Raw genomic sequence first — 24,580 nt, 5'->3', positions numbered from 1 at the left:
GCCTCCCGTCCGGGGGGTGCGGGCCGCGCTGCTGCGTACGGCCGAACGCTGACGACGGACGGCCCGCGCCGTCGGGTCAGCGCGGTCCGGCGGTCGGCGGGTCCACGGCGAACAGCTGCTCCTCGACGTGGTCGAGGGCGACCCGCAGCGCGCCGGTCGACACCACCTCGGTGCCGAGCGCGGCGAGCGCCACCTCGGGCGCCCGCAGGGTGAACTGCGCCAGCCGCTCGCGCAGCGGCTCCAGCACCCCGCCGAGGCCGGCCGCCCAGCCGCCGACCACCACCAGCTGCGGGTCCAGCGCCAGTACCAGCGCCGCGACATCGTGCACCAGCCGCCGCAGGAACCGGTCCATCGCCACCTGCGCCACCTCGTCGCCCTCGCGGGCCAGCCGCAGCACCCGGGCCACCGCGGCCTCGTCCAGCGGGTCGAGCGGCTTGCCGGTGGTCGACAGCAGCCGCTCCGGGAAGGCCTCCTGGCCGAGCAGGTGCAGCGCGCCGATCTCGCCGGCCGCGCCGCCGTAGCCGCGGTGCAGCCGGCCGTTGATCAGCGAGCCGGCGCCCGGGCTCAGCCCGGCCATCACGAACACCACGTCGCCCTTGCCGACCGCGGCGCCCGTCCAGTGCTCGGCGATGGCGGCCAGGTTGGCGTCGTTCTCGATGACCACCGGGCAGCGGAACGAGCGGCGCAGCCGGGCCCCGAGGTCGAGCCCCGTCCAGCCCGGCATGGCGGTGGAGAGCCGGACGGTGCCGTCGCCGTCCACGATGCCCGGGGTGCCGACGACCACCGCCCACAGGCTGTCTCGGGAGACCCCGGCCTTGCGCAGCACCTCGGCGACGGCCGTCCGCATCAGGCCGAGCCGCTCCTCGGCGTCGAGGGTCTCCGAGGCGTGCTTGGCGTGGGTGCCGACGATGCCGCCCGCGAGATCGGCGAGGGTCACCCGGATGTCGTGGACGCCGATCTCGACGCCGAGCACGTGCCCGGCCTCGGCCCGGAACCGGAACCAGCGGGCGGGCCGGCCGCGCCGCCCGTTGTCCTGGGCCTGCTCGACCTCGGCCACCAGGCCGGACTCCATCAGCCCCTCGATCACGCCCTCGACGGTCGGCCGGGAGAGCCCGGTGTCGCCGACGAGCTGGGTCAGGGTCACGGCCTGTCCGTCGCGCAGCGCCCGCAGGGTGACCGCCGCGTTGATCCGACGCAGCAGCGAGGAGTCCCCTCCGGTGAGCCGATCAGTCAAGTCGCTGCCCTTCCCGCGTTCGCGCGACAGCCCTGGCGCGCGGTGCCGAGTGCGCGGTGACCTCCTTGCCCCGCGAGAGTCGCCGCGGAGCGGTGCGGCACACGGCGGCGCGCACTGCCCTCGGCGTCAGCCGGATCGTACTCGGGCCCCTCCGGAGGGGCGAGCGTTTCCGCAGCTCAAAACGGCTTCGGTATGGAACCGGTACCAACGCGGTGACGCTCCGCCGATCGCCCCGGCCCGGCGGCGGGCCGCGCTCGTCCGCGGCCGGCGCGCCGCGGGGCCCTATGCTTCGGTCATGCCGAACGACGCCCTCTGCACGAGCGCTCCCGCACCGTCGGACGAGGCCTTCGTGAGGGAGGTGACCCGGCCGGCCCCGGTGCCGTTCGTCCCGGAGGTCCGGCTGCAGATGGCGGACGACGCCATCGAGCTGTGGGAGACCACCGAGTCGGCCCGCGGGGAGATCGGACTGCCGCCGCCGTTCTGGGCGTTCGCCTGGGCGGGCGGGGTCGGCGTCGCCCGCTACGTGCTGGACAACCCCGAGCTGGTGGCCGGCCGGTCGGTGCTCGACCTCGCGGCCGGCTCCGGACTGGTGGGCATCGCCGCCGCGCTGCGCGGCGCACGCTCCGTGCGGGCCGCGGAGATCGACGCGTACGCGGTCGCCGCCATCGGGATCAACGCGGCGGCGAACGGGGTCGCGATCGACGCGGCCTTCGAGGACCTGTTGGACGGCGACGGCGCCCCGGCCGAGGTGGTGCTCGCCGGGGACGTCTTCTACGAGCGGGCGATGGCCGCCCGGTTCCTGCCGTTCCTGGAGCGGGCGCGGGACCGCGGCGCGGTCGTCGTGGTCGGCGACCCGGGCCGCGCCTACCTCCCGCGCGAGCGGTTCACCGAGCTGGCCGCCTATCAGGTGCCGGTCGTGGCGGACCTGGAGGACACCGCGCTGAAGACCACCACCGTCTGGCGGCTCGCACCGGCCTCCTGACCCGGGCCGCCTCCCCACTGCCCACTGCCCGCCGGTCGTTCGAGGCCGGCGGCGCGTCCGGCATGCGGAAATGGCGGGTTGCCGTGCGTCCGTCCTGTTAGACAGGCGGCATGAGCGAGAAGATCACCGTCCGTGCCGCCGATCCGGCGGAGATACCCGACCTGCTGGCTTTCTGGGCGCGTGCCGCCGAGGGCACCAGCATCACCGACGACCCCGCGGGGGTGGCCCGGCTGCTGGACCGGGACCCGGAGGCGCTGCTGGTCGCCGAGCTCGACGGCGTCCTCGCGGGGACGGTCATCGCCGGCTTCGACGGCTGGCGCTGCCACCTGTACCGCCTCGCCGTCGCACCGGAGCTGCGCCGGCGCGGGGTGGGTGCGGCGCTGGTGGCCGCCGCGGAACGCCGGTTCGCCGGGCTGGGCGGGCGGCGCGCGGACGCCATGGTGCTGGACCACAACGAGCTGGGCCAATCCGCATGGGTGGCGGCGGGCTTCCACCGCGAGGACCACTGGCGTCGCTGGGTGAAGCCGCTGCCGGTGCCGCAGGCCGACGCGGACGGCGCCGGCGGATCCGACGCGCCCGGATCCCGCGATGCCCTGGACATGTGACCAAATGGTCACCTATTCTGGAGCTGTGTCCGACGACGACCTGGTGTTCAAGGCCCTCGCCGACCCGACCCGCCGGTTCCTGCTCGACCTGCTCTTCGCCCGCGACGGGCGGACGCTCACCGAGCTGGAGTCCGAGCTGGAGATGAGCCGGTTCGGCGTCATGAAGCACCTGCGCGTCCTGGAGGACGCAGGACTCGTCGTCGCGCGCAAGTCCGGCCGGGAGAAGCTGCACTACCTCAACCCGGTGCCGATCCGGCTCATCCACGACCGCTGGATCGACAAGTACACCGAACGCCGCGTGACGGCACTGACCGAGCTCAAGGCAGAGTTGGAGAAGGACCCATGACCGGCAACCAGCCCGCGGCGACCACCCAGGTCTTCCGCGTGTACATCAAGGCCTCGCCCGAGCAGGTCTGGGAGGCCATCACGAAGCCCGAGTGGACGGACCGCTACGGCTACGGCGGACTCACCGACTACGACCTGACCCCCGGCGCGCCGTACGCGACCCGGCCGAGCCGGGCGATGGTCGAGGGCGCCGCCGCCCAGGGGATGCCCGTGCCGGACGTCATCATCGACGGCGAGGTCGTCGAGGCCGACCCGCCGCGCCGCCTGGTGCTGACCTGGCGGATGCTGATGGACCCGGGGCTCAAGGCCGAGGGCTTCACCCGCCTCAGCTACGACCTCGTCGAGAAGGACGGCTCCACCCGGCTCACCGTCACCCACGAGCTGACCGGTGCGCCGCAGCTCGCCGAGCTGGTCAGCGGTCGGCTCGACGACGAGGCGATGGGCGGGGGCGGTGGCTGGAGCTGGGTGCTCAGCGACCTCAAGTCCCTGCTGGAGACGGGCAAGACGCTCGCCCAGTGAACGCCTGACGAGTGCCGGGGCGGCGGCCGGACCGGGGAAGGGGCCGGCCGCCCGCCCGCCTTCTCCGGCACTCCCGATTTCGTCGAACCCCCGTCAGCCGCCGTGCCGTCATTTACGCTTCCATGGGAAGGGGTTGGTCTGGGCGAGGGGGAGCCGTCGGGATGCGCGCACTGCGATCGGGCCGGACGGCCGCCCTGCTGGCCGCCGTCCTCGTGCTGGCCGGCTGCGCGAGCGGTGCCGACGGCTCCGCGGACACGGAGACCGGCGCCGGCACCTACCGCGCACCGGACAAGCTCTGCCGCGGCATGGACCTCGGCGCCTTCAAGGACGCCTTCGGCACGCCGGAGAAGCCCGGCGAGGAGCACGTCGGCGAGGGGACCGATCCGCGGATCATGATCTGCTCGATCTCCCTCCCCGGCACGGACCCGCTGGTCGACCTGGACGTCTTCGCCTCCTTCCGGACCAGCGTCGAGGCGACCCGCACCGCGTTCCAGGACGAGCGGGCCAAGCTCAGTGCGTCGCCGCTGCCCTCCTGGCAGGACCCGGTGAGCGAGATCCGGCCGGTGCAGCGGGTCGGCAGCACGGCCTACCGCTACCTGGAGACGCCGAACGACCACGTGCTACGGACGGTCCTCGAGACCCGCCGCAGCAACCTCAACCTGACCGTCCGGATCCAGGAGACCGGCTACTCGATGCCGCCCGACCGGTCGGGGAGCCACCGGGCCGCGGTGGACAAGGCGATGGCCGCCTTCGCGGTGGCCGAACTGGCGGCCCTCGCCAAGTGACCGCTGCCCGGCCAGGCGTCGAACGGGGTCAGGGAGTCCCGGGGACGGGCACCGCGTGCGCCCGGGTGAACGCCTCGGGGTCCCAGCCGCCGCCGAGTTCGGGCGAGAGCGCCGCATGCGCCAGCGCCCGGAACGGTTCGCCGCCCTCGCCGGTGGCGTTCGCGGGCAGGGCGCCGAGCAGCGGGGCGTCCGCCACCAGCGGCAGGTCGGCCAGGTTGCAGCAGGACGCCAGATCGGCGCCGGACGGCCAGGAGCCGACCACCACGCCGCGCAGCGGCAGGCCACGGGCGCGCAGGGCCTCGGCGGTCAGCGCGGTGGTGTTGAGCGTGCCGAGCCCGGCCGACGCGACCAGCAGCACCTCGACCCCGGGGACCAGCGCCGCGGTGGCCAGTGCCAGGTCGGCGAAGGTGCGGCCCTGCTCGTCGTAGCGCACCAGCAGGCCGCCGGCGCCCTCCACGAGCACCAGTTCGTGGCCGGCGGCGAGCGCGGCCACCTCCTCGGCGACGTCCTCCGGCCGCACCGGCGGCAGGCCGGAGCGGCGCGCCGCGGTGTCGGGGGCGAGCGGCTCCGGGTAGCGGGCCAGCTCCCGGACGGTGACCGGGTGGCCGGGGCGCGCGGCGAGCCGCAGCACCTCGGCGGCGTCGCCGGGTTCGCCCGGTGCGACGCCGGTCTGGCCGGGCTTCAGCACGGCCACCGTCCCGGCCGCCAGCGCGGCGACGGCCGCGGTCACCGCGGTCTTGCCGACCTCGGTGCCGGTCCCGGTGACGAATACGACGGTCATGGATCCTCCGTGCGGGGCGCGGGTCAGCCCGCCGTGGCGGCGGCGACCACGCCCCTGGCGATGCGCGCGACGTCCTGGTCGTCCGTCACGTACGGCGGCATGGTGTACACGAGGTCGCGGAACGGCCGCAGCCACACGCCCTCGGCGGCGGCCGCGGCGGTCGCGGCCGGCAGGTCGACCGGGTGGTCCAGCTGGACGACGCCGATCGCGCCCAGCACCCGGACGTCCCGCACGCCGGGCACGTCGGCCGCGGCGGCGAGGCCCTCGCGCAGCCCGGTCCCGATCCGCTTGACGTCCAGCTGCCAGTCGCGGGAGAGCAGCAGGTCCAGCGATGCGTTGGCGACGGCGGCGGCCAGCGGGTTGCCCATGAACGTCGGGCCGTGCGCCAGCACCGGCATCTCGCCGCGGCTGATCCCGTCCGCGACCTCCGCCGTGCAGAGCGTCGCGGCCATCGTCAGGTAGCCGCCGGTGAGCGCCTTGCCCAGGCACATCACGTCCGGCGAGACACCCGCGTGGTCGGCTGCGAAGAGGGCGCCGCTGCGGCCGAAGCCGGTGGCGATCTCGTCGAAGACCAGCAGCACGCCGTGCTCGTCGCACAGCTCGCGCAGCAGCCGCAGGTAGCCGGGGGAGTGGAAGCGCATCCCGCCGGCGCCCTGCACCACCGGTTCGACGATCACCGCGGCCAGCTCGCCGGCGTGCTGCTCGATCAGCGCGGCCAGCGAGGCCGCGTACTCCTCGTCGACGGGCGCGTCGAAGCCGGCCGGGGGCTCGGCGGCGAACAGCTGCCGGGGCAGCACCCCGCCCCACAGGTGGTGCATCCCGCCGTCGGGGTCGCAGACCGACATCGGGTGGAAGGTGTCGCCGTGGTAGCCGCCGCGCCAGGTCAGCACCCGGCGCTTGGCCGGGCGGCCGACCGACTGCCAGTACTGCAGGCACATCTTCAGCGCGACCTCGACCGCGACCGACCCGGAGTCGGCCAGGAAGACGTGCTGCAGCGGCTCGGGGGTGATCTCGACCAGCCGGGCGGCGAGCCGGACGGCGGGCTCGTGGGTGAGCCCGCCGAACATCACGTGGCTCATCCGGCCGAGCTGCTCGCGCACCGCCTCGTCCAGCACCGGGTGCCGGTAGCCGTGGATCGCCGCCCACCAGGACGACATCCCGTCCACCAGCTCGCGGTGGCCGGCGACCGGCTCGGCGAGCCGCAGCCGAACGCCGGACGCGGACTCCACCACGTACGGGGTCGCCGTGCCGGGCATCGGCCCGTAGGGGTGCCAGACGTGCGCCCGGTCGAGGCCGATCAACTGCTGGACGTCCATCAGGCGTTGGGCGCCAGCTCGGTGCCGGCGCCGCGGCGGCGGACCCGGACGAGGTCGGTCCGGGCCTCGTCGCCCTCGGCGCTCTCCGCAGCGATCGCCGCGGCCGTCTCGGCGGCCGGTGCCGCGGCGTGACCGCCGCACGGCCCGCAGCCGCCGGTGCCGCAGGCGTGCTCCTCGGTGCCGCAGGCGGCCGCCGCGCCGCTGCCGCAGCCGTGCCCGGCCGCCGCGGCGGCATCCGCGCGGTGGCGGGGGAGGGTCGCCTCGCCGGCGCCCTCCACGGTGAAGCCGGCGTCCTTGATCATGTCGAGGTCGGCCTGGCCGGCCTGGCCCTCGCTGGTCAGGTAGTCGCCGAGGAAGATCGAGTTGGCGATCTCCAGGCCGAGCGGCTGGAGCGAGCGCAGGTGCACCTCGCGGCCGCCGGCGATCCGCACCTCGATGTCGGGGCAGACGAACCGGACCATGGCGAGGATCCGCAGGCAGCGCTGCGGGCTGAGGTTCCACTCCTGCGCCAGCGGGGTGCCCTCGAACGGGATCAGGAAGTTCACCGGCACCGAGTCCGAGCCCAGGTCGCGCAGGGCGAACACCACGTCGACCAGGTCCTCGTCACTCTCGCCCATGCCCGCGATCAGGCCCGAGCAGGCCGACAGGCCCGCGCCGTGCGCCTTCTGCACGGTGTCCACCCGGTCCGCGTAGGTGTGGGTGGTGGTGATGTCGCCGTAGGTCGCCTCGGAGGTGTTCAGGTTGTGGTTGTAGGCGTCCGCGCCGGCCGCCTTCAGCCGCTCGGCCTGATTGTCCGACAGCAGACCCAGACAGGCGCAGACCTCGACCTGCTCGTCGGCGCCCTTGATGGCCGCGATGGTGTCGGCGACCCGGTCGATGTCACGGTCCGTCGGGCCGCGGCCGCTGGCCACCAGGCAGACCCGCTTGGCGCCGCCCGCCAGGCCCGCGGCGGCCGCCTCCGCGGCCTGCTCCGGCTTCAGCCAGGTGTACTTGAGGATCTCCGCCTTGGAACCCAGCCGCTGCGAGCAGTACGAGCAGTCCTCCGGGCACAGGCCGCTCTTCAGGTTCACCAGGTAGTTGAGCTTCACCCGGCGACCGAACCACTGCCGCCGCACCTTCCCGGCGGCCGCGACCACGTCCAGCAGCTCGTCGTCGGTGGTGGCGAGGACGGCCAGGGCCTCCTCCCGAGTGGGGAGTTCCCGGCGCAGGCCCTTGGCGGTGAGAGTGTCGAGCAGATCCATGCGCCCGATCCTGCCCGGGCCACCTCGCGTTCCGCCAGAGGGAACCCGCCAGAAGATCCGTTCGGCGGTGTGCGAGTTGTCACAGTGCCGCAGCGCACGGTAGTGGCGAAGGTCACGTACGCCCCCGCCGCGCTCCCGCGGGCCCCCGGCCGGGACCCGCACTGCTGGGCGCCCTGATCATCTGCTTACAATCTGCGCCATGACCACCGAGGGGGAGCAGACCCAGCCACCGGCAGGCCGGACCACCGCGAGCTCCGCCGACCGGCGCAGACGCGGCCCCGGACGCCGCCGGACCGCGCTCTGGTGTGCCCTCGTGGTCGCCGCCGCCGGCGCCGGCTGGGTGGTCAGCCGCCCCAACCCCGGTGACCTGATACCCGGCCTCGGCCCGACCAGCGGGCAGTCGAAGAAGGCCCAGCCGGCCCCCGGCCTCGCCTCGGAGCAGCCGCTGACGGAGGCCCAGGCCTTCGCCGCCGACCACTACTTCCCGGCCTCGGCCGGCATCGACCTGAACGGCTTCCAGGCCCGCCGCACCGCGGCCAGGGGCGGTTCCGACTGCACCGAGACCCTGGTCGACGCCGCCCACGACCCGCTGCACGGCATCGGCTGCCAGGCCTACCTCAGCATCGGCTTCACCCGCGCCGACCTGCAGGTCGTCAGCAGCGTCACGGTGCTCCGCTTCGCCGACGCGCAGAGCGCGCTCAAGGCCCGGCAGGCGCTGGCCGACCCGTCCGTGCTGGCCTTCCTCACCGCGGAGACCGCCTCGCCGTCGGCTTTGGCGAGTTCCGCCCCGGCCTCCGCCTCCGGCGCGCCGTCCGGCAGCGCCACCCCGCCCGGCCAGCCGGTCGCGAAGCCCGCCACCGCCGTCCGGGTCGACCCGGTCGGCCACTACCTGACCGTCACGGTCTCCCGGTACGCCGACCGCCGCCCCGCCGCCCCGGCCGGCGACACCGCGCTGGCGGACGCGACCCGCGCGGTGTCGTACACCGCCCGGGCCCCCTTCCTCTGGATGTAGCCCCCGCCGCGGCCGGCCCGGCCGCAGCGGGGCGCGGCGTCAGCCGCCGAGCCGGTCCACCGCGGTGACCCGCAGCACCGCCCGGCCCTCCTCGTCGGAGCCGTAGAGGTCGACCTCGGCGCTGATGCCCCAGTCGTGGTCGCCGTTCGGGTCGTCGAAGATCTGCCGGACCCGCCACAGGCCCTCGTCCTCGACCTCCTCGATCAGCAGCATCTTCGGGCCGCGCGCGTTCGGGCCGGTGCCGAGGTCGTCGTACTCCTCCCAGTACCCGTCCAGCGCGTCCGCCCAGCGGTCGCCGTCCCAGCCGTACTCGCCGTCCAGCTCGCCCAGCTCGTCGTAGTGCTCCAGCGCGGCCAGCTCCACCCGGCGGAACATCGCGTTGCGCACCAGCACCCGGAAGGCGCGGGCGTTGCCGGTCACCGGCGCCGGCTTGTCGTCAAGCCGCACCTCGGCGGCCTCCGGCTCGGACGGGTTGGCCAGCGCCTCCCACTCGTCCAGCAGCGAGGAGTCGACCTGGCGGACCAGCTCGCCCAGCCAGGCGATGACGTCCTTCAGGTCGTCGGTCTTCAGGTCGTCCGGCACGGTCTGCTCCAGCGCCTTGTACGCGCTCGCCAGGTACCGCAGCACGATGCCCTCGGTGCGGGCCAGGTCGTAGTGGCCCACGAAGTCGGAGAAGGTCATCGCCCGCTCGTACAGGTCGCGGACCACGGACTTCGGCGCCAGCGGGTGGTCGCCGATCCACGGGTGCGCCCGCCGGTAGACCTCGTACGCGTGGCCGAGCAGCTCCTCCAGCGGCTTCGGGTACGTGATCTCCTGGAGCCGGTTCATCCGCTCCTCGTACTCGACGCCGTCGCGCTTCATCTCGCCGATGGCCTCGCCGCGCGCCTTGTTCTCCTGCGAGGCGAGGATCTGCCGCGGGTCGTCCAGCGTCGCCTCGACCACCGAGACCACGTCCAGCGCGTACGACGGCGACTCCGGGTCCAGCACGTCGAAGGCGGCCAGCGCGAAGGTGGACAGGGGCTGGTTCAGCGCGAAGTTCTCCTGCAGGTCCAGCGTCAGGCGCACCGTGCGGCCCTCGGCGTCCGGCTCCTCCAGCCGCTCCACCACGCCGCCCTCCAGCAGCGAACGGTAGATCGCGATCGCGGAGCGGATGTGCCGGCGCTGCGCCGCGCGGTCCTCGTGGTTGTCGGTGAGGAGCTTGCGCATCGCCTGGAACGGGTCGCCGGGCCGACCGATCACCGACAGCAGCATCGCGTGGCTCACCTTGAACCGGCTGACCAGCGGCTCCGGGTCGGCGCCGATCAGCCGCTCGAAGGTCTCCTCGCTCCAGCCGACGAAGCCCTCCGGCGCCTTCTTGCGGACGACCTTGCGGCGCTTCTTCGGGTCGTCGCCGGCCTTGGCGAGCGCCTTGTCGTTCTCCACCACGTGCTCCGGGGCCTGCGCCACCACCTGGCCGACGGTGTCGAAGCCGGCCCGGCCGGCGCGGCCGGCGATCTGGTGGAACTCGCGCGCCCGCAGCACCCGCACCCGCTGCCCGTCGTACTTGGACAGCGCGGTGAACAGCACTGTGCGGATCGGCACGTTGACGCCGACGCCGAGCGTGTCGGTACCGCAGATCACCTTCAGCAGACCGGCCTGGGCGAGCCGCTCCACCAGGCGCCGGTACTTCGGCAGCATGCCGGCGTGGTGCACGCCGATGCCGTGCCGCACGTACCGGGACAGGTTGCGGCCGAACTTGGTGGTGAACCGGAAACCGCCGATCAGGTCCGCGATGGCGTCCTTCTCGGCCTTGGTGCACATGTTGATGCTCATCAGCGACTGCGCCCGCTCCACCGCCTCCTTCTGGGTGAAGTGCACGACGTACACCGGTGCCTGACCCGTCGTCAGCAGCTCCTCCAGGGTGTCGTGGAGGTTGGTGCGCCGGTACTCGTAGAAGAGCGGCACCGGGCGGGTCGCCGAACGGACGGCGGTGGTCGGCCGGCCGGTGCGGCGGGTCAGGTCCTCCTCGAAGCGGCGGACGTCGCCGAGGGTCGCCGACATCAGCAGGAACTGCGCCTGCGGCAGCTCCAGCAGCGGGATCTGCCACGCCCAGCCGCGGTCCGGCTCGGCGTAGAAGTGGAACTCGTCCATGACGACCTGGCCGATGTCGGCCCGCGGGCCGTCGTGCAGCGCGATCTGCGCCAGCACCTCGGCGGTGCAGCAGATGATCGGCGCGGTCGGGTTCACCGAGGCGTCGCCGGTCATCATGCCGACCTGCTCGGTGCCGAAGATCTTGCACAGGTCGAAGAACTTCTCCGACACCAGCGCCTTGATCGGCGCGGTGTAGAACGTCCGCTTTCCCTCGGCCAGCGCCGCGAAGTGCGCACCCGCCGCGACCAGGCTCTTCCCCGAGCCGGTCGGCGTCGCCAGGATCACGTTGTTCCCGGAGACCAGCTCGATCAGCGCCTCCTCCTGGGCCGGGTAGAGGGTGATGCCGCGCTCCAGCGCCCACTCGGCGAAGGTCTCGAACAGGGCGTCGGGGGTGGCGGGCTTCGGCATCAGGTCCAGGAGGGTCACCGGCCTATCTTGCCTGTTCGGGACGGGCCCCGGCAAAGGCCCCCGAAGGGCCGCCCGGCCGACGGATCGCGCGGGTGCCCGGCCCGGGCGGATACTGCTGCCATGACCGAGCAGGCCTTCTCCCGGGCCCGGCTCGCCGACGCCGGCGAGGGGATCACCCTCGACGAGCTCCGCCTGGCGGGCCGCAACCACGCGATGCCGCTGGAGGCCCTGCGCTACGAGATCACCCCGGTCGGCCTGCACTACCTGCTGGTCCACTACGACATCCCGGCGATCGACCCCGACACCTGGCGCCTGACCGTCGGCGGCCACGTCGCCCGCCCGCTCACCCTGGACCTCGCCGACCTGCGGCGCGCCCCGCGCACGGACGGCGTGGTCACCCTGGAGTGCGCCGGCAACGGGCGCGCGCTGCTGGAGCCGCGCCCGCTCAGCCAGCCCTGGCTGGACGGCGCGGTCGGCACCGCCCGCTGGACGGGCACCCCGCTCGCCCCGCTGCTGCGCGCGGCCGGCCCGCTGCCCGGCGCCGCCGAGGTCGTCTTCACCGGCAGCGACCGCGGCACCGAGCGCGGCACCGAGCAGGTCTACGCCCGCAGCCTCCCGCTCGCCGAGGCGCTGCGCGCGGACGTGCTGCTCGCCCACGGCATGAACGGCGGCCCGCTGCCGCCGCAGCACGGTGCGCCGCTGCGCCTGGTGGTGCCCGGCTGGTACGGCATGGCGCAGGTGAAGTGGCTGAGCTCGATCACCGTGGTCACCGAGCCGTACACCGGCTTCCAGCAGGCCACCGCCTACCGGATCAAGCAGCGGCCCGACGAGCCGGGCGAGCCGGTGACCCGGATGCTGCCGCGCGCTCTGATGGTGCCGCCCGGCTTCCCCGACTTCATGACCCGGACCCGGACGGTCGACCGCGGCGAGCAGCTGCTCACCGGCCGGGCCTGGTCGGGGCGCCCGCCGGTGACCCGGGTCGAGGTGAGCTGCGACGGCGGGGAGAGCTGGGCGGCGGCCGAGCTGGGGCCGGCAGCCGGGCCGTACGGCTGGCGCGGCTGGCGCCACCGGTGGCGGGCGGAGCGGACGGGGGAGCACCGGCTCCTGGTGCGGGCGTCCGACGCGTCCGGCCGGACCCAGCCGACCGAGCAGGAGTGGAACCTCCAGGGCATGGCGAACGGCATGGCCCAGCGGGTGGACGTCCTCGTCCGCGGCTGACCGCCGGACCGAGGCCGCCGGCGGGCGCACCGGGATTCCGTCATTCCCAGGAATTCACCTGCCCAACCCTGCCGGAAACACCGGATCAACATTCCGCGCCGCCGTCCGTCATATCCCTCTGATTTACATCCGATCATGGTTTCGCGGCGGAACGCGAAACGCCGGTCCGCGTTACACCGTGGTACTCCTCCTGCGCGCCCGGGACTCCTAATGTCGACGGTCTACACCGCCTTCTGCGAGGAGACGAGCGATGAGCCGAGTGGTCAGGGCAGCCCTGTATCAGACCGCGTGGACGGGGGACAAGGAGACGATGATCGCGGCCCACGAAAAGGCGGCCCGCGACGCGGCCGCCCAGGGCGCGCAGATCATCGGATTCCAGGAGGTGTTCAACGCGCCGTACTTCTGCCAGGTCCAGGAACCGGAGCACTACGACTGGGCGGAGCCCGTCCCCGACGGCCCCACCGTGCAGCGGATGAGCGCCCTCGCCCGGGAACTCAACATGGTGATCGTCGTCCCGGTGTACGAGGTCGAGCAGTCCGGCTTCTACTACAACACCGCCGCCGTCATCGACGCCGACGGCAGCTACCTCGGCAAGTACCGCAAGCACCACATCCCGCAGGTCAAGGGCTTCTGGGAGAAGTACTACTTCAAGCCCGGCAACCTCGGCTGGCCGGTCTTCGACACCGCGGTCGGCAAGGTCGGCGTCTACATCTGCTACGACCGGCACTTCCCCGAGGGGTGGCGCGCGCTCGGCCTCGGCGGCGCGGAGATCGTCTACAACCCCTCCGCCACCAGCCGCGGCCTGTCCGCCTACCTCTGGCAGCTGGAGCAGCCCGCCGCCGCCGTCGCCAACGAGTACTACATCGCGGCGATCAACCGGGTCGGCGTCGAGGAGTACGGCGACAACGACTTCTACGGCACCAGCTACTTCGTCGACCCGCGCGGCCAGTTCGTCGGCGAGGTCGCCTCCGACAAGGACGAGGAGCTGGTCGTCCGCGACCTCGACCTCGACGTCATCGAGCAGGTGCGCCAGCAGTGGGCGTTCTACCGCGACCGCCGGCCCGAGGCCTACGGCCCGCTCACCGAGGCCTGAGAGGAGCCGCCCCGTGACCCGCACGGTGATCCGCGGCGGACTGGTCGTCACCGCCGCCGAAGAGATGAACGCCGACGTCCTGATCGAGGACGAGCGGATCGTGGCCCTCGCCGCGACCGGCAGCAGCACGGCCGCCGGCTGGACGGCGGACACGGTGCTCGACGCCACCGGGACGTACGTGATCCCGGGCGGCGTCGACGCCCACACCCACATGGAGCTGCCCTTCGGGGGCACCTCGGCCTCCGACACCTTCGAGACCGGCACCCGGGCCGCCGCCTGGGGCGGCACCACCACCATCGTCGACTTCGCGGTGCAGTCCGTCGGCGCCTCGCTCCGCGAGGGCCTGGACGCCTGGCACGCCAAGGCCGAGGGCAACTGCGCGATCGACTACGGCTTCCACATGATCCTGGCCGACGTCAACGACGCCAGCCTCAAGGAGATGGACCTGCTGGTGGGGGAGGGCGTCACCTCCTTCAAGCTGTTCATGGCCTACCCCGGCGTCTTCTACAGCGACGACGGCAAGATCCTTCGCGCCATGCAGCGCGGCGCCGACAACGGCGGCCTGGTGATGATGCACGCCGAGAACGGCATCGCCATCGACGTCCTCGTCGAACAGGCCCTCGCCGCCGGCCGGACCGACCCGCGCTACCACGGCGAGGTCCGCCGCGAACTCCTGGAGGCCGAGGCCACCCACCGGGCCATCAAGCTCGCCCAGGTCGCCGGCTCCCCGCTGTACGTGGTGCACGTCTCCGCCGCCTCCGCGGTCGCCGAGATCGCCGACGCCCGCGACCAGGGCCTGCCGGTCTTCGGCGAGACCTGCCCGCAGTACCTCTTCCTCTCCACCGACAACCTCGCCGAACCCGGCTTCGAGGGCGCCAAGTACGTCTGCTCCACCCCGCTGCGGCCCAAGGAGCACCAGGCCGAGCTCTGGAAGGGCCTGCGCACCAACGACCTCCAGGTGGTCTCCACCGACCACTGCCCGTTCTGCTTCGTCGGCCAGAAGGAGCTCGGCCGGGGCGACTTCTCCAAGATCCCCAACGGCCTGCCGGGGGTGGAGAACCGGATGGACCTCCTGCACCAGGCCGTCGTCGACGGGCACATCACCCGCCGCCGCTGGATCGAGATCGCCTGCGCCACCCCGGCCCGGATGTTCGGCCTCTACCCGCGCAAGGGGACCATCGCGCCCGGTGCCGACGCCGACGTCGTGATCTACGACCCCGCGGCCGTCCAGACGATCTCCGCCGACACCCACCACATGAACGTCGACTACTCGGCGTACGAGGGCAAGCAGATCACCGGCAAGGTCCGCACCGTGCTCTCCCGCGGCACCGTCGTCATCGACGGCGACGCCTACCTCGGCCGCGCCGGCCACGGCCGCTACCAGCCGCGCGCCACCTGTCAGTACCTCGACCGCTAGGAGCCCCGTGGACATCGGCCTCGTCCTCCAGACCGACCCGCCCGCCCGCCTGCTCATCGACCGGATGAAGCGCGCCGAGGCGGCCGGCTTCACGCACGGCTGGACCTTCGACTCCGTCGTGCTCTGGCAGGAGCCGTTCGTCATCTACAGCCGCATCCTCGCCGAGACCGAACGCCTGGTCGTCGGCCCGATGGTGACCAACCCCGCCACCCGCACCTGGGAGGTCACCGCCTCGCTGTTCGCCACCCTCAACGACATGTACGGCAACCGCACCGTCTGCGGCATCGGCCGCGGCGACTCCGCGCAGCGGGTCGCCGGACGGCGCCCCGCCACCCTGGAACGGCTCGGCGAGGCCATCCACGCCATCCGCGACCTCGCCGAGGGCCGCACCGTCGAGGTCGACGGCACCGAGATGCACATCCCCTGGGTCAAGGAGGGCTCCCGCCTGCCGGTCTGGATGGGCGCGTACGGGCCCAAGGCCCTGCACCTCACCGGCCAGGCCGCCGACGGCTTCATCCTCCAGCTCGCCGACCCCTACCTCACCGAGTGGATGGTCAAGGCCGTCCGCGACGCGGCCGCCGAGGCGGGCCGCGACCCGGCGTCGGTGAAGGTCTGCGTCGCCGCCCCGGCCTACGTCACCGAGGACGACTCGCCCGAGTCCCTCGCCCACGCCCGGGAGCAGTGCCGCTGGTTCGGCGGCATGGTCGGCAACCACGTCGCCGACCTGGTCTCCCGCTACGGCGAGCACTCCTCGATGGTCCCGGAGGAGCTCACCGCCTACATCAAGGACCGGCACGGCTACGACTACAGCCACCACGGCCGCGCCGGCAACCCGGACACCGCCTTCGTCCCCGACGAGATCGTCGACCGCTTCTGCCTGATCGGCACCCCCGAGCGGCAGCTCGCCAAGCTCGAGGAGCTGCGCGCCCTGGGCGTCGACCAGTTCGCCGTGTACGCCATGCACGACGCGATCGAGTCCACCATCGACGCCTACGGCAAGAGCGTGATCCCCGCGCTCTCCTGACACCTCGGAGGCCGCCCGCCGCGCGGGCGGCCTCCGGCCGTCCCCCTTCCCCCACAAGGCGGTCGCCCATGTCCATAACCCAGAGCGCACACCCCGACGGCAGAGTCGAACTCGCCGCCGGCGCCGACCTCACCGACACCCGCTTCGCCAACGCCGACCTGCGGCCCGTCCCGGTCGCCGCCCGGCGCTGGACGACCTACAACTTCCTCGCCCTGTGGGTCGGCATGGCCCACAACATCCCGTCCTGGACACTGGCCTCCGGCCTGGTGGCGCTCGGCATGGACTGGAAGCAGGCCGTCCTCACCATCGCGCTCGCCAACCTGGTCGTCCTCGTCCCGATGCTGCTCACCGGCCACGCGGGCACCAAGTACGGCATCCCCTTCCCGGTGTTCGCCCGGGCCTCGTTCGGGCTGCGCGGCGCCAACCTGCCGGCCCTGGTCCGGGCGGCCGTGGCCTGTGCGTGGTTCGGGATCCAGACCTGGATCGGCGGTGAGGGGATCTTCCTGCTCGCCGGCAAGCTGATCGGCAACGGCTGGCTGACGGCCTCTCATGTCGGCGGCTACCCGTGGACGCAGTGGCTGTCCTTCCTGGTGTTCTGGCTGATCGAGATGGCCGTCATCGCCCGCGGCATGGAGACCCTGCGCCGCTTCGAGAACTGGGCGGCGCCGTTCGTCATCGCCGGTGCGCTCGCCCTGCTGGTCTGGATCTCGGTCAAGGCGGGCGGCTTCGGCCCGCTGCTCGACCAGCCCTCCAAGCTCGGCTGGGGGAGCGGCTTCTGGAAGGTCTTCTTCCCCGCGCTGATGGGGATGATCGGCTTCTGGTCCACGCTGTCGCTGAACATCCCGGACTTCACCCGCTTCGGCGGCTCCCAGAAGGCCCAGATCCGCGGCCAGGCGCTCGGCCTGCCGACCACGATGACTCTCTTCGCGCTGCTGTCGGTGCTCGTCACCTCCGGCTCGCAGGCCGTCTACGGCACACCCATCTGGGACCCGATCGCGCTCGCCGCGAAGATGGACAACACCGCGGGGATCCTGTTCGCCCTGCTCACCGTCCTCATCGCGACCCTGTCGGTGAACATCGCGGCCAACGTGGTCTCGCCCGCGTACGACCTCGCCAACCTGCTGCCGAAGTTCGTCAACTTCCGCACCGGGGCGCTCATCACCGGTGTGGTCGGCATCGTCATCATGCCGTGGAAGCTGATCTCCGACCCGCACGTCTACATCTTCACCTGGCTCGGCGTCGTCGGCGGCCTGCTCGGCACCGTCGCCGGTATCCTCATCGCCGACTACTGGATCCTGCGCCGCACCACCCTCGACCTCGCCGACCTCTACCGCCCGCACGGCCGCTACTGGTACGCGGGCGGCTGGAACTGGCGCGCCGTCACCGCCCTCGTGATCGGCGGCCTCCTCGCCGTCGGCGGCTCCTACGGCGGCCCCTTCCCCGCCGACGGCCTGATCCCCTTCCTCAAGCCGCTCGCCGACTACGGCTGGGCCGTCGGCCTGGCCTCGTCCATGGCGCTCTACACGCTGCTCGGCCTCGGTTCCCGCCGAGCGGCATGACGGCGGAGGGGCGGGACCGCGGACATCCGGTGGCCCCGCCCCTTCTCACCGGCCTCGCGGCCCGAGGGGATCGGGCCGGGATTGCTCAGTCCCGATGTCCCTCAGGAGCGCGGATCGGAGCAGACCAGCCAGACGTCGTACTCCTCTGTTGTCACACCGCAGGCTGTGTGGCCGTCGCATGCCATCGTCACGAACTCGGGCTGCCGGGGGCCGTCGGTCAGGGTCGCGGCCAGGCGCGCGCCATCGCTCCACTGGACGCGTGCCCAGCCGAGGCCGCCCATGCCTCGCCCGCCGATGTGGATGAGGAAGGTGCCGTCCGGGGCGATCAGCCTGCGTCCGCGAGAGAGCTCGAGCCAGTGCGCGTCGGTTCGCGCGGCCCAGTCCGGATCATTCACCGGAATGCTGACGTCGGGTTCGACGAGGAAGCCGGCCACCGACTGCCACACATCCTGCGGGGCGGGCAGATTTTCCTCTTCCGGTGCGGGCAGTACCGTGAGGCCGCTGCTTTCCAGCAGGAGCTTCCGCTGCTCTTCGGGTGAGGCCGGCATCATTTCCTCCGGTAGAAGAGGTGGTGGTCGCCACCGGGCTTGTTGATCTTACCGTACCGCTCCATCCTGGTATAACCCTCTTGTGAGTTGTCCCAGCCGAAATTGACGAGCTCCCGACTGTCGTCTCCCTTGGGCTTCCCTGCATGAAAGTGCAGACCGGCTGGGTCGTGTGTGTGCTCCACGACCACTCGCGAGCCGTTCTCGGTCTCGAATTGGCGGAAATTTCCCCAATGAGACTCGTCTTTCGAATAGACGTATCCGGGCATATTCTTGTATCGCTTGTCTCCGACCACCTGCCATTCCGCGATTGGCTCTTCCCCGTGCGGGACCCCGGCCAGGTCGAAGGCTGCACGTTCGGCCTCCCCCCGGGTTTCGAAGGGATTGGCATGTTCCCCCTTCGGCATGTGTGGCTGGTCCTGGTGGGGGGACAGTCCGAGCGGGTCGCACCACGTATGCGGATTGTGGACGTAGGTGTCCGGATTCGGTCCGGGTATCAGGCCGAGCGGGTCGGGTGTGAGATACCGGGCGGTTTCCGGATTGTAGTAGCGGTTGACGTTGTAGTGGAGCCGGCTCTCGGGGTCGAAATACTGCCCCGGGAAGCGCAGGGGCGTATAAGTGGTGCTGTCACTGGGCCAGGTGGTGGTGCCCCACAGCGTGGTAGTGGCGCGCCAGGCGATAGCCCCGGTGCCGGGGTCGACCAGTTCGGTGGGCGTGCCGACCAGGTCGGTGACGATGGCGAAGAATCGGCGGTCGATCTGCTCCGCCGTGGTGATGGTCTCGGTCTGTGTGAGCGTATGGAGACCGCGGTGTTCCCAGCTGAGCGTATGGGGGCCCGGAAGGTACGGAGCCCGTGACGTCTGCTCGGCGAGCAAGGAGCCGTCCCAGGTGAAGTCCGTACGTTCCTCGATCGTTCCGTTGCTCGCCAGGTGCTCCTTGGCGATGCGGCGGCCGAACGGGTCGTAGCGGTACCGCCAGCGACGGCCGTCGGGCGTGGTGACCTCCGTCAGGCGGTCCTCGGTGTCCCAGGCGTAGCGCCAGGTGTCCGGCTTGCGGGAGAGCCGGGTGACCCGTCGCACGGTGGTGCGGCCCGCGGCGTCGTACTCGTAGCTTGTTCGGCCTGCGGACACGACCTGGGTGCCGGTGTAGGTCCGTGCACCTACGGCGGCTCGTGTAGCGTCCGTGGAGGGCCAGGAAGCCTGGGTGATGCCGCCAGCCGCATCGTAGACGTAGCTCTCCTGCCAATCCTCTGCCCGGACAGTCGTGACCCGTCCGGACGGGTCCAGGTCGAAGGTGCGGACTCCGCCGAGCAGGTCCTCGACTCCCGAGAGCGCGCTGTCGGACCGGTAGCCGTAGGTGCGCTTCTGGAGGAGACTTCTGCCTGCCTGCACCGAGTGTTCGGTCAGCCTGTGCCTGGAGTCCCACTCGCTGCGCAGCACGAGCTGCTGGTCGATGGTCCGCCGGATCTCACGGCCGGCAAGGTCGTGCTCGAATTCGATGCTGCCGCCCTGGGTATTCAGCGCCATTGGTCGGCCTGCGGCGTCGTATGTCCAGGTGCCGACGTGGCCGCTGGGGGTGGTTCGGCTGGTACGGCGGCCGAGGGCGTCGCGTTCGATCGTGAGGGAGCGCCCGTTGAGCGTCTCCTCCAGGAGATTGCCGAGCGCATCCACGGTGCGGACAACGGTTGCATCGGCATTCTCGGCCCGTACGAGGTGGCCGGACTCGTCGTAGCTGTATGTCGTCACCTGGCCGTCGGCGTTCTTTCGCACCAGGTGGCCGATCGAGTCGTACGTGTACTCGGTGGTGACACCGAGTGGATCGGTGACGGCGGTGGCCTGGCCTACGGCGTTCAGCTCGTACGTCAGAGTCCGGCCGTGATAGTCCCGTTCGCCAACGATCCGACCCGCTGCATCGTAGTCGTAACTCCAGGTCCGACCGAGCCCGTCGGTGACCGCGATCAGCCGCATGTTGGCGTCGTGGGTGAAGGCAACCCGGGCCCCGTCGGGACCGGTGCGGGCGGCGAGCGTCTCGAAGTGGGTGTACTCGTAGGTGATGGTCTGGCCGAGCTGATTTGTGTAAGCCCTTGCATTGCCTTCGGCGTCGTACGTCCATCGCTCGACGCTGCCGTCAGGTCGGATCCGCTCGGCCAGGTTGCCTTCGATCGTCCACGTCGAAACTCGTCGACTTCCCCTATGCGGCGGGGTTCGTGGGGAGGAGTCGGGCGAGCCAGTCAGTGCGGGTTCGGCGGGCTGTGGCCGAGATGTGTGCCTGCGGGTACAGGGCGTCGAATCCGTGGAAGCCGCCTGCCCAGACGTGGAGTTCGGCCTGGCCGCCGGCCGCCCAGATGCGGGTGGCGTAGTCGGTGTCCTCGTCGCGGAAGACTTCGGCGGAGCCGGTGTCGATGTAGGTGGTCGGCAGGCCCGCGAGGTCGTCGGCCAGCGCGGGTGAGACGTATGCGGGTACCTCGTCGTCGGTGAGGTCGCCGAGGAGGCAGCGCCATCCGAATCCGTTCATCTCGCGGGTCCAGACGCCAGGCCCGTTCGAGTACTGGAGGCTGGACGCGGTGGTGTTGCGGTGGTCGAGCATGGGGCCGATCAGGATTTGGGCGGCGATCGTCGGGGTGCCGAGGTCGCGGGCCAGCAGGGTGACGCCGGCCGCGAGGCCGCCGCCCGCGCTGGCGCCTGCGACGATGATCCGGGCGGGGTCGATGCCCAGTTCTTCGGAGTGTTCGGCGACCCAGAGCAGTCCCTGGTAGCAGTCGTCGACCGGGGTGATGCCGGTGGACTCGGGCGCGAGCCGGTAGCCGACGGAGATCACGACGGCGCCGAACTCGTCGAGCCACTCCAGCGGGATGTCGATCTGTGAGAAGCGGTCGCCCATGACCATCCCGCCGCCGTGCATCCAGTAGACGCAGGGTGCGGCGGTGGCGCGATCGGTGTTCGCGGGGCTGAAGACGGACAAGGGGATCGGGGTGCCGTCCGGACTCGCAGCGGTGACCTCGCGCCGGTCGATCGCGCGACCTTCCAGGAGGGGTTCGACGGGCATCGAGGAGAAGGGGCGTACCTGCGCCAGCACTTCCGGGCTGAGCTGGGACATCAGCGGCATGTCGGCCAGGAGTTCATGCAGTTCGGGGTCGAGGGAGGGGCGTGCCGTGGTCATGGTCGTTGCCTTTCGTGGGTGGTGGCGGACGGTCGGGCGAGGACGGGGGCCGCCTCGGTGGGCACCGAGGTGGCAGAGGCTGGGGTGTGGGGTGTTCGGCGGGTCAGAAGGCGGCCTTGCCGCGGACCGGCACGTAGTCGGTGTACTCGGACTCCTTGGCCAGTAGTCCGCCGATCTGCGCCACGATGGCCTGGGCGGCCTCGCCGGCGAAGATCCGGTGGTGGTCCTCCTCGCTGGTCCAGCCCTCGGTGACGTGGACGACGTCGGGGGCGGACGCGGAACGGGAGACGAGGTAGACCACGCAGTACTCGCTCGCGCCTGGGCTGCCCTCGTGCAGGCCGGTCAGCAGCAGGTCGACGAGCCGGTCGCCCATTCCGGGCCTGGCGGTCAGCGTGGCGTTGAAGCCGTACGTGGCAATCATGGAGGCCTTCTTCTGCGTTGATGGAGTGCGGTGATTCCATTCAATCGCCGTGACCTGCGTAAACGTTAGAACGATGCTCGCTGGTACTTGCACGATCCTCGCGAGTACGGGAATTGCAGCACAGAACAGTGCTGCAATGGACGCATGCACCTCGAAGAGCTCCGCACCCTGCTGGCCCGGCATGCCCGGCCCGACTGGACCACCGCCATCGACGGCGTCCTCATCTCCAAGGTCGACCGGCCGGATCCGCCGGCGCCCTCGATGTCCGGCACGGTGCTCGCAGTCATCGCCCAGGGCGCCAAACGCCTCGCGCTGGGCGACCGGGTCTACGCGTACGGCGCCGGGCAGTACCTAGTCGCATCCGTCGACCTGCCCGTCACCGGACAGTTCACCCAGGCCGCCCCCGAGCAGCCAGCCCTCGGCTTCGGCCTCATGCTGGAACCGTCCGCCGTCGCCGAACTACTACTGCAAGCCGGTCCCGGCGACATCCCCCGCCTCGCCGGAGGCACTCCGTCGGGGATCGCCGTCAGCGACGCCCCGCCCGCGTTGCTCGACGCGGTGGTCCGGCTGCTGCGCCTGCTCGACGAGCCCAGTGACCGCGCCGTACTGGCCCCGCTGGTCAAACGCGAGATCCTGTGGCGCCTGATCACCGGCGAGCAGGGCGCGACGGTGCGCCAGCTCGGCCTCGCCGACAGCGGCCTCAGCCATGTCGCCCGGGCCGTGCGCTGGATCCGCGAGCACTACGCCGAGCCCTTCCGGGTCGAGGACGTGGCACGGCTGTCCGGGATGAGCGTCTCCGCGTTCTACCGCAACTTCCAGGCGGTGACCGCGATGAGCCCCATCCAGTTCCAGAAACAGATCCGGCTCCAGGAGGCCCGGCTGCTGCTCGCCACCCACCCGGGCGACGTCACCGGAGTGGGCCACCGCGTCGGCTACGACAACCCGTCGCAGTTCAGCCGCGAGTACCGCCGCCAGTTCGGCGCACCCCCGAGCCGGGACGCGGCCCGCCTGCGAAGCACTGCAGGCGTCCTTCCTTGAGTGGCTGGACCATGAGGGAGGATCGTGCAAGACAAAGCGACGATAGTTCTACTATTCCAGCAGGTCAGAGCGATTCAATGGGATCACCCGTTCTTCCGCGGGGCAGGAAAATGCCTGTCCATCCGCGGGTCCCACTACCTCGCAAGGATCACCGCATGAAGACAGTTCTGATCACTGGTGCCTCATCCGGATACGGACGGGAGACCGCCCTGTACTTCCACTCGCAGGGGTGGAACGTCATCGCCACGATGCGGACGCCCCGTGCGGGCGTCCTGCCCGAGTCGGACCGGCTCCGTGTCGTCGAGCTCGACGTGACCAAGCCCCAGAGCATCACCGCCGCGTTCGAGGCGGCCGGGCCCATCGACGTCCTGGTCAACAACGCGGGCGTCCCGTCGATCAGCGTGTTCGAGGGCACCCCCATGGCCCGAGTACGGGAAGTCTTCGAAACCAACACGTTCGGCGTGATGGCGACGACGCAGGCGGTGCTGCCCCGGTTCCGCGAGCGCGGCTCCGGCGTGGTGGTCAACGTGACCTCCAGCGTGGTGCTGGGCCACATGCCGCTCTCGGCCGTCTACAAGGCAAGCAAGATGGCCATCGAGGGGTTCACCGCATCCCTCGCGCTCGAGCTCGCGCCCTTCGGTGTGCAGGCCAAGACGGTCGAGCCGGGCGCCTGCCTGACGACGAACTTCGCGGCCAGCGCGACGAAGGGCGCCTCGCTGGACGAGCTGGTCCCGGCGCCCTACGCACCATGGGCGAAGAAGGCCATGGGCGACTTCACGGGCCAAAACCTGTTCACCAAGGAGAGCGACGTCGCCGAGACAGTGTGGCGAGCCGTGCACGACACGACCGGCCAGCTGCGATTCCCCGCCGGCCCCGACGCGGTCTCGCTCTCCCAGGCGAAGTAATCAGCCGGCAGGCAAGGTCACGCCGCACTGACACCAGGAGCCGGCCCCGCGCCCACGCACCGGGTCGGCTCGCCGTCGGGCGCTCACCCCGATGAACGGGAACCTGAGCAAGGACGAGAAGCGGGACCGGTTCGCCCTGGGCCACCGTCACCGCCTGGACGCCGTCCAGGCCCTGGGGCACAGCAGTACAGCGTTTGCCCGTAGCTACACGAGTGCCGACCGACAAGGAGCGGTCAGTGGTGCTGGTCGGTGCCGGGATCGCGCAACGGCCGCAGCCCGCCCGGAAGCTCCGGAAGCTGGAAGGAGTACCGGCCGAGCATGTTGATGTGGTGGCGCACGAACGGGCAGAGCCGCGCCACATCCTGGTCGCGGACCTCGACGCGTCGGCGCGCAGCTGCGCGAGGGCGGCGTCCATGTGGCGGGTGTTGAAGAGCACCAGGGCGTTGAGGACCAGGCCGAGCGCGCCCGATCTGGTCCTCCATCCCGTCCTGGTAGTTCTGGTAGAGCTGCCCGGCGCGGCCATGGAAGATCTTGCGGGCGAGCGCGTGGCGGCCTTCCTGTAGGTCGGCTTGGGTCCTGATCTGACGACGGTAGGAGGGCTCGTCCGCAAGGCGCAGGATGTGCAGCGTCTTGGCGATCCGGCCGTAGCAGCATCACGGCGCATGCCGTGAACGGCGGGGTGAGGATCGAACAGGGATAGCCACCCCGGCCGACGCCGACCACGGAGGGGGGCCCCCCCGCCCACCCCCCCCAGGCGCGCCGAGGCGGCGGGGCGCCCCCCCCGGCGCCGGCCGCGGGGGGGGGGGGGGGGGGGGCGGGGGGGGGCGCCGCGCCCCGGGGGGC

The 24,580-nt window shown here is 71.8% G+C and carries 22 protein-coding genes and 2 pseudogenes; 13 read left to right on the top strand and 11 right to left on the bottom strand.

What is annotated here, in order from left to right; translation table 11 throughout:
- Window positions 1-76: 76 nt before the first annotated feature.
- Complete coding sequence (locus ACFV0G_RS06125) at window positions 77-1,234, bottom strand: ROK family protein (protein WP_380542356.1); 1,158 nt, start codon at window positions 1,232-1,234, stop codon at window positions 77-79.
- A gap of 295 nt (window positions 1,235-1,529) precedes the next feature.
- On the opposite strand from ACFV0G_RS06125, the gene ACFV0G_RS06120 reads away from it, so the two are divergent.
- The 5 genes from ACFV0G_RS06120 (at window position 1,530) to ACFV0G_RS06100 (ending at window position 4,470) form a co-directional block, all read left to right on the top strand.
- Window positions 1,530-2,216 carry a class I SAM-dependent methyltransferase gene (locus ACFV0G_RS06120; protein WP_380542353.1) on the top strand — a complete coding sequence of 229 codons (687 nt, stop codon included), beginning with the start codon at window positions 1,530-1,532 and terminating at the stop codon, window positions 2,214-2,216.
- A gap of 110 nt (window positions 2,217-2,326) precedes the next feature.
- A complete protein-coding gene (locus ACFV0G_RS06115) occupies window positions 2,327-2,821 on the top strand; it encodes a GNAT family N-acetyltransferase (protein WP_380542350.1) in 495 nt (164 codons plus the stop codon).
- 25 nt (window positions 2,822-2,846) lie between these two features.
- On the top strand, window positions 2,847-3,167 hold the full coding sequence (locus tag ACFV0G_RS06110; protein ID WP_380542347.1) for an ArsR/SmtB family transcription factor: 321 nt from the start codon (window positions 2,847-2,849) through the stop codon (window positions 3,165-3,167).
- Window positions 3,164-3,685 (top strand): SRPBCC family protein, encoded by a 522-nt coding sequence (locus ACFV0G_RS06105; protein ID WP_380542344.1) that lies wholly within the window; start codon window positions 3,164-3,166, stop codon window positions 3,683-3,685. Before ACFV0G_RS06110 ends, ACFV0G_RS06105 begins: the two co-directional genes overlap by 4 nt.
- 161 nt (window positions 3,686-3,846) lie before the next feature.
- On the top strand, window positions 3,847-4,470 hold the full coding sequence (locus ACFV0G_RS06100; RefSeq protein WP_380542341.1) for a hypothetical protein: 624 nt from the start codon (window positions 3,847-3,849) through the stop codon (window positions 4,468-4,470).
- Between the two features lie 28 nt (window positions 4,471-4,498).
- Here the strand turns inward: ACFV0G_RS06100 and bioD are convergent, their stop codons facing one another.
- The 3 genes from bioD to bioB are packed head-to-tail and all read right to left on the bottom strand — an operon-like array spanning window position 4,499 to window position 7,808.
- Complete coding sequence (bioD, locus tag ACFV0G_RS06095) at window positions 4,499-5,251, bottom strand: dethiobiotin synthase (RefSeq protein ID WP_380542338.1); 753 nt, start codon at window positions 5,249-5,251, stop codon at window positions 4,499-4,501.
- A 23-nt stretch (window positions 5,252-5,274) separates the two neighbouring features.
- On the bottom strand, window positions 5,275-6,567 hold the full coding sequence (locus tag ACFV0G_RS06090) for an adenosylmethionine--8-amino-7-oxononanoate transaminase (RefSeq protein WP_380542335.1): 1,293 nt from the start codon (window positions 6,565-6,567) through the stop codon (window positions 5,275-5,277).
- Complete coding sequence (gene bioB / locus ACFV0G_RS06085; RefSeq protein WP_380542332.1) at window positions 6,567-7,808, bottom strand: biotin synthase BioB; 1,242 nt, start codon at window positions 7,806-7,808, stop codon at window positions 6,567-6,569. Before bioB ends, ACFV0G_RS06090 begins: the two co-directional genes overlap by 1 nt.
- 199 nt (window positions 7,809-8,007) lie before the next feature.
- On the opposite strand from bioB, the gene ACFV0G_RS06080 reads away from it, so the two are divergent.
- Complete coding sequence (locus ACFV0G_RS06080; protein ID WP_380542329.1) at window positions 8,008-8,820, top strand: hypothetical protein; 813 nt, start codon at window positions 8,008-8,010, stop codon at window positions 8,818-8,820.
- 39 nt (window positions 8,821-8,859) lie between these two features.
- Here the strand turns inward: ACFV0G_RS06080 and ACFV0G_RS06075 are convergent, their stop codons facing one another.
- Window positions 8,860-11,358 (bottom strand): DEAD/DEAH box helicase, encoded by a 2,499-nt coding sequence (locus ACFV0G_RS06075; protein ID WP_380542359.1) that lies wholly within the window; start codon window positions 11,356-11,358, stop codon window positions 8,860-8,862.
- Between the two features lie 120 nt (window positions 11,359-11,478).
- Between ACFV0G_RS06075 and ACFV0G_RS06070 the strand changes: the two genes are divergently transcribed.
- From ACFV0G_RS06070 to ACFV0G_RS06050, 5 genes are all read left to right on the top strand, one after another.
- Window positions 11,479-12,576 (top strand): sulfite oxidase, encoded by a 1,098-nt coding sequence (locus tag ACFV0G_RS06070; protein WP_380542326.1) that lies wholly within the window; start codon window positions 11,479-11,481, stop codon window positions 12,574-12,576.
- A gap of 250 nt (window positions 12,577-12,826) precedes the next feature.
- The gene (locus ACFV0G_RS06065) at window positions 12,827-13,669 is read left to right on the top strand and encodes a nitrilase-related carbon-nitrogen hydrolase (protein ID WP_380542323.1); all 843 of its coding nucleotides are present in this window, start codon (window positions 12,827-12,829) and stop codon (window positions 13,667-13,669) included.
- A 13-nt stretch (window positions 13,670-13,682) separates the two neighbouring features.
- On the top strand, window positions 13,683-15,086 hold the full coding sequence (gene hydA, locus ACFV0G_RS06060) for a dihydropyrimidinase (protein WP_380542320.1): 1,404 nt from the start codon (window positions 13,683-13,685) through the stop codon (window positions 15,084-15,086).
- A 7-nt stretch (window positions 15,087-15,093) separates the two neighbouring features.
- The gene (locus ACFV0G_RS06055) at window positions 15,094-16,110 is read left to right on the top strand and encodes a TIGR03842 family LLM class F420-dependent oxidoreductase (RefSeq protein ID WP_380542317.1); all 1,017 of its coding nucleotides are present in this window, start codon (window positions 15,094-15,096) and stop codon (window positions 16,108-16,110) included.
- A 68-nt stretch (window positions 16,111-16,178) separates the two neighbouring features.
- Entirely contained in the window at window positions 16,179-17,669 is a 1,491-nt protein-coding gene (locus ACFV0G_RS06050) for an NCS1 family nucleobase:cation symporter-1 (protein WP_380542314.1), read from the top strand.
- 101 nt (window positions 17,670-17,770) lie between these two features.
- On the opposite strand, the gene ACFV0G_RS06045 is transcribed toward ACFV0G_RS06050, so the two are convergent.
- The 5 genes and pseudogenes from ACFV0G_RS06045 to ACFV0G_RS06025 form a co-directional block, all read right to left on the bottom strand.
- Entirely contained in the window at window positions 17,771-18,220 is a 450-nt protein-coding gene (locus ACFV0G_RS06045) for a hypothetical protein (protein WP_380542311.1), read from the bottom strand.
- Window positions 18,217-20,181, bottom strand: coding sequence for an RHS repeat domain-containing protein (locus ACFV0G_RS06040; protein ID WP_380542308.1), 1,965 nt, complete (start codon window positions 20,179-20,181; stop codon window positions 18,217-18,219). Before ACFV0G_RS06040 ends, ACFV0G_RS06045 begins: the two co-directional genes overlap by 4 nt.
- A 24-nt stretch (window positions 20,182-20,205) precedes the next feature.
- Window positions 20,206-20,352, bottom strand: a pseudogene (locus ACFV0G_RS06035) (hypothetical protein); the annotation flags it as partial.
- A gap of 52 nt (window positions 20,353-20,404) precedes the next feature.
- Window positions 20,405-21,373, bottom strand: a complete 969-nt coding sequence (locus ACFV0G_RS06030) for an alpha/beta hydrolase (protein WP_380542305.1) — start codon at window positions 21,371-21,373, stop codon at window positions 20,405-20,407.
- 103 nt (window positions 21,374-21,476) lie between these two features.
- Window positions 21,477-21,794 carry an antibiotic biosynthesis monooxygenase gene (locus tag ACFV0G_RS06025; RefSeq protein ID WP_350600099.1) on the bottom strand — a complete coding sequence of 106 codons (318 nt, stop codon included), beginning with the start codon at window positions 21,792-21,794 and terminating at the stop codon, window positions 21,477-21,479.
- Between the two features lie 144 nt (window positions 21,795-21,938).
- Between ACFV0G_RS06025 and ACFV0G_RS06020 the strand changes: the two genes are divergently transcribed.
- Both ACFV0G_RS06020 and ACFV0G_RS06015 read left to right on the top strand, forming a co-directional pair.
- On the top strand, window positions 21,939-22,832 hold the full coding sequence (locus tag ACFV0G_RS06020) for an AraC family transcriptional regulator N-terminal domain-containing protein (RefSeq protein WP_380542302.1): 894 nt from the start codon (window positions 21,939-21,941) through the stop codon (window positions 22,830-22,832).
- Between the two features lie 155 nt (window positions 22,833-22,987).
- Window positions 22,988-23,737 (top strand): SDR family oxidoreductase, encoded by a 750-nt coding sequence (locus tag ACFV0G_RS06015; protein WP_380542299.1) that lies wholly within the window; start codon window positions 22,988-22,990, stop codon window positions 23,735-23,737.
- 233 nt (window positions 23,738-23,970) lie between these two features.
- Here the strand turns inward: ACFV0G_RS06015 and ACFV0G_RS06010 are convergent.
- Window positions 23,971-24,384, bottom strand: a pseudogene (locus ACFV0G_RS06010) (Tn3 family transposase); the annotation flags it as partial.
- Window positions 24,385-24,580 lie beyond the last annotated feature (196 nt).

The sequence above is a fragment of the Kitasatospora sp. NPDC059571 genome, from assembly GCF_042735675.1.
GTDB lineage: Bacteria > Actinomycetota > Actinomycetes > Streptomycetales > Streptomycetaceae > Kitasatospora.
Note: the sequence above shows the minus strand (reverse complement) of the source record. Positions and strands in the feature narration are given on the sequence as shown.

Bases quoted from the DNA above. Each gene is read 5' to 3' on its own strand.
- ACFV0G_RS06120 (WP_380542353.1), top strand. From the start codon at position 1,530: ATGCCGAACGACGCCCTCTGCACGAGCGCTCCCGCACCGTCGGACGAG.
- ACFV0G_RS06115 (WP_380542350.1), top strand. From the start codon at position 2,327: ATGAGCGAGAAGATCACCGTCCGTGCCGCCGATCCGGCGGAGATACCC.
- ACFV0G_RS06105 (WP_380542344.1), top strand. From the start codon at position 3,164: ATGACCGGCAACCAGCCCGCGGCGACCACCCAGGTCTTCCGCGTGTAC.
- ACFV0G_RS06100 (WP_380542341.1), top strand. From the start codon at position 3,847: ATGCGCGCACTGCGATCGGGCCGGACGGCCGCCCTGCTGGCCGCCGTC.
- bioD (WP_380542338.1), bottom strand. From the start codon at position 5,251: ATGACCGTCGTATTCGTCACCGGGACCGGCACCGAGGTCGGCAAGACC.
- ACFV0G_RS06090 (WP_380542335.1), bottom strand. From the start codon at position 6,567: ATGGACGTCCAGCAGTTGATCGGCCTCGACCGGGCGCACGTCTGGCAC.
- bioB (WP_380542332.1), bottom strand. From the start codon at position 7,808: ATGGATCTGCTCGACACTCTCACCGCCAAGGGCCTGCGCCGGGAACTC.
- ACFV0G_RS06080 (WP_380542329.1), top strand. From the start codon at position 8,008: ATGACCACCGAGGGGGAGCAGACCCAGCCACCGGCAGGCCGGACCACC.
- ACFV0G_RS06075 (WP_380542359.1), bottom strand. From the start codon at position 11,358: ATGCCGAAGCCCGCCACCCCCGACGCCCTGTTCGAGACCTTCGCCGAG.
- ACFV0G_RS06070 (WP_380542326.1), top strand. From the start codon at position 11,479: ATGACCGAGCAGGCCTTCTCCCGGGCCCGGCTCGCCGACGCCGGCGAG.
- ACFV0G_RS06065 (WP_380542323.1), top strand. From the start codon at position 12,827: ATGAGCCGAGTGGTCAGGGCAGCCCTGTATCAGACCGCGTGGACGGGG.
- ACFV0G_RS06050 (WP_380542314.1), top strand. From the start codon at position 16,179: ATGTCCATAACCCAGAGCGCACACCCCGACGGCAGAGTCGAACTCGCC.
- ACFV0G_RS06045 (WP_380542311.1), bottom strand. From the start codon at position 18,220: ATGATGCCGGCCTCACCCGAAGAGCAGCGGAAGCTCCTGCTGGAAAGC.
- ACFV0G_RS06040 (WP_380542308.1), bottom strand. From the start codon at position 20,181: ATGCGGCTGATCGCGGTCACCGACGGGCTCGGTCGGACCTGGAGTTAC.
- ACFV0G_RS06030 (WP_380542305.1), bottom strand. From the start codon at position 21,373: ATGACCACGGCACGCCCCTCCCTCGACCCCGAACTGCATGAACTCCTG.
- ACFV0G_RS06025 (WP_350600099.1), bottom strand. From the start codon at position 21,794: ATGATTGCCACGTACGGCTTCAACGCCACGCTGACCGCCAGGCCCGGA.
- ACFV0G_RS06020 (WP_380542302.1), top strand. From the start codon at position 21,939: ATGCACCTCGAAGAGCTCCGCACCCTGCTGGCCCGGCATGCCCGGCCC.
- ACFV0G_RS06015 (WP_380542299.1), top strand. From the start codon at position 22,988: ATGAAGACAGTTCTGATCACTGGTGCCTCATCCGGATACGGACGGGAG.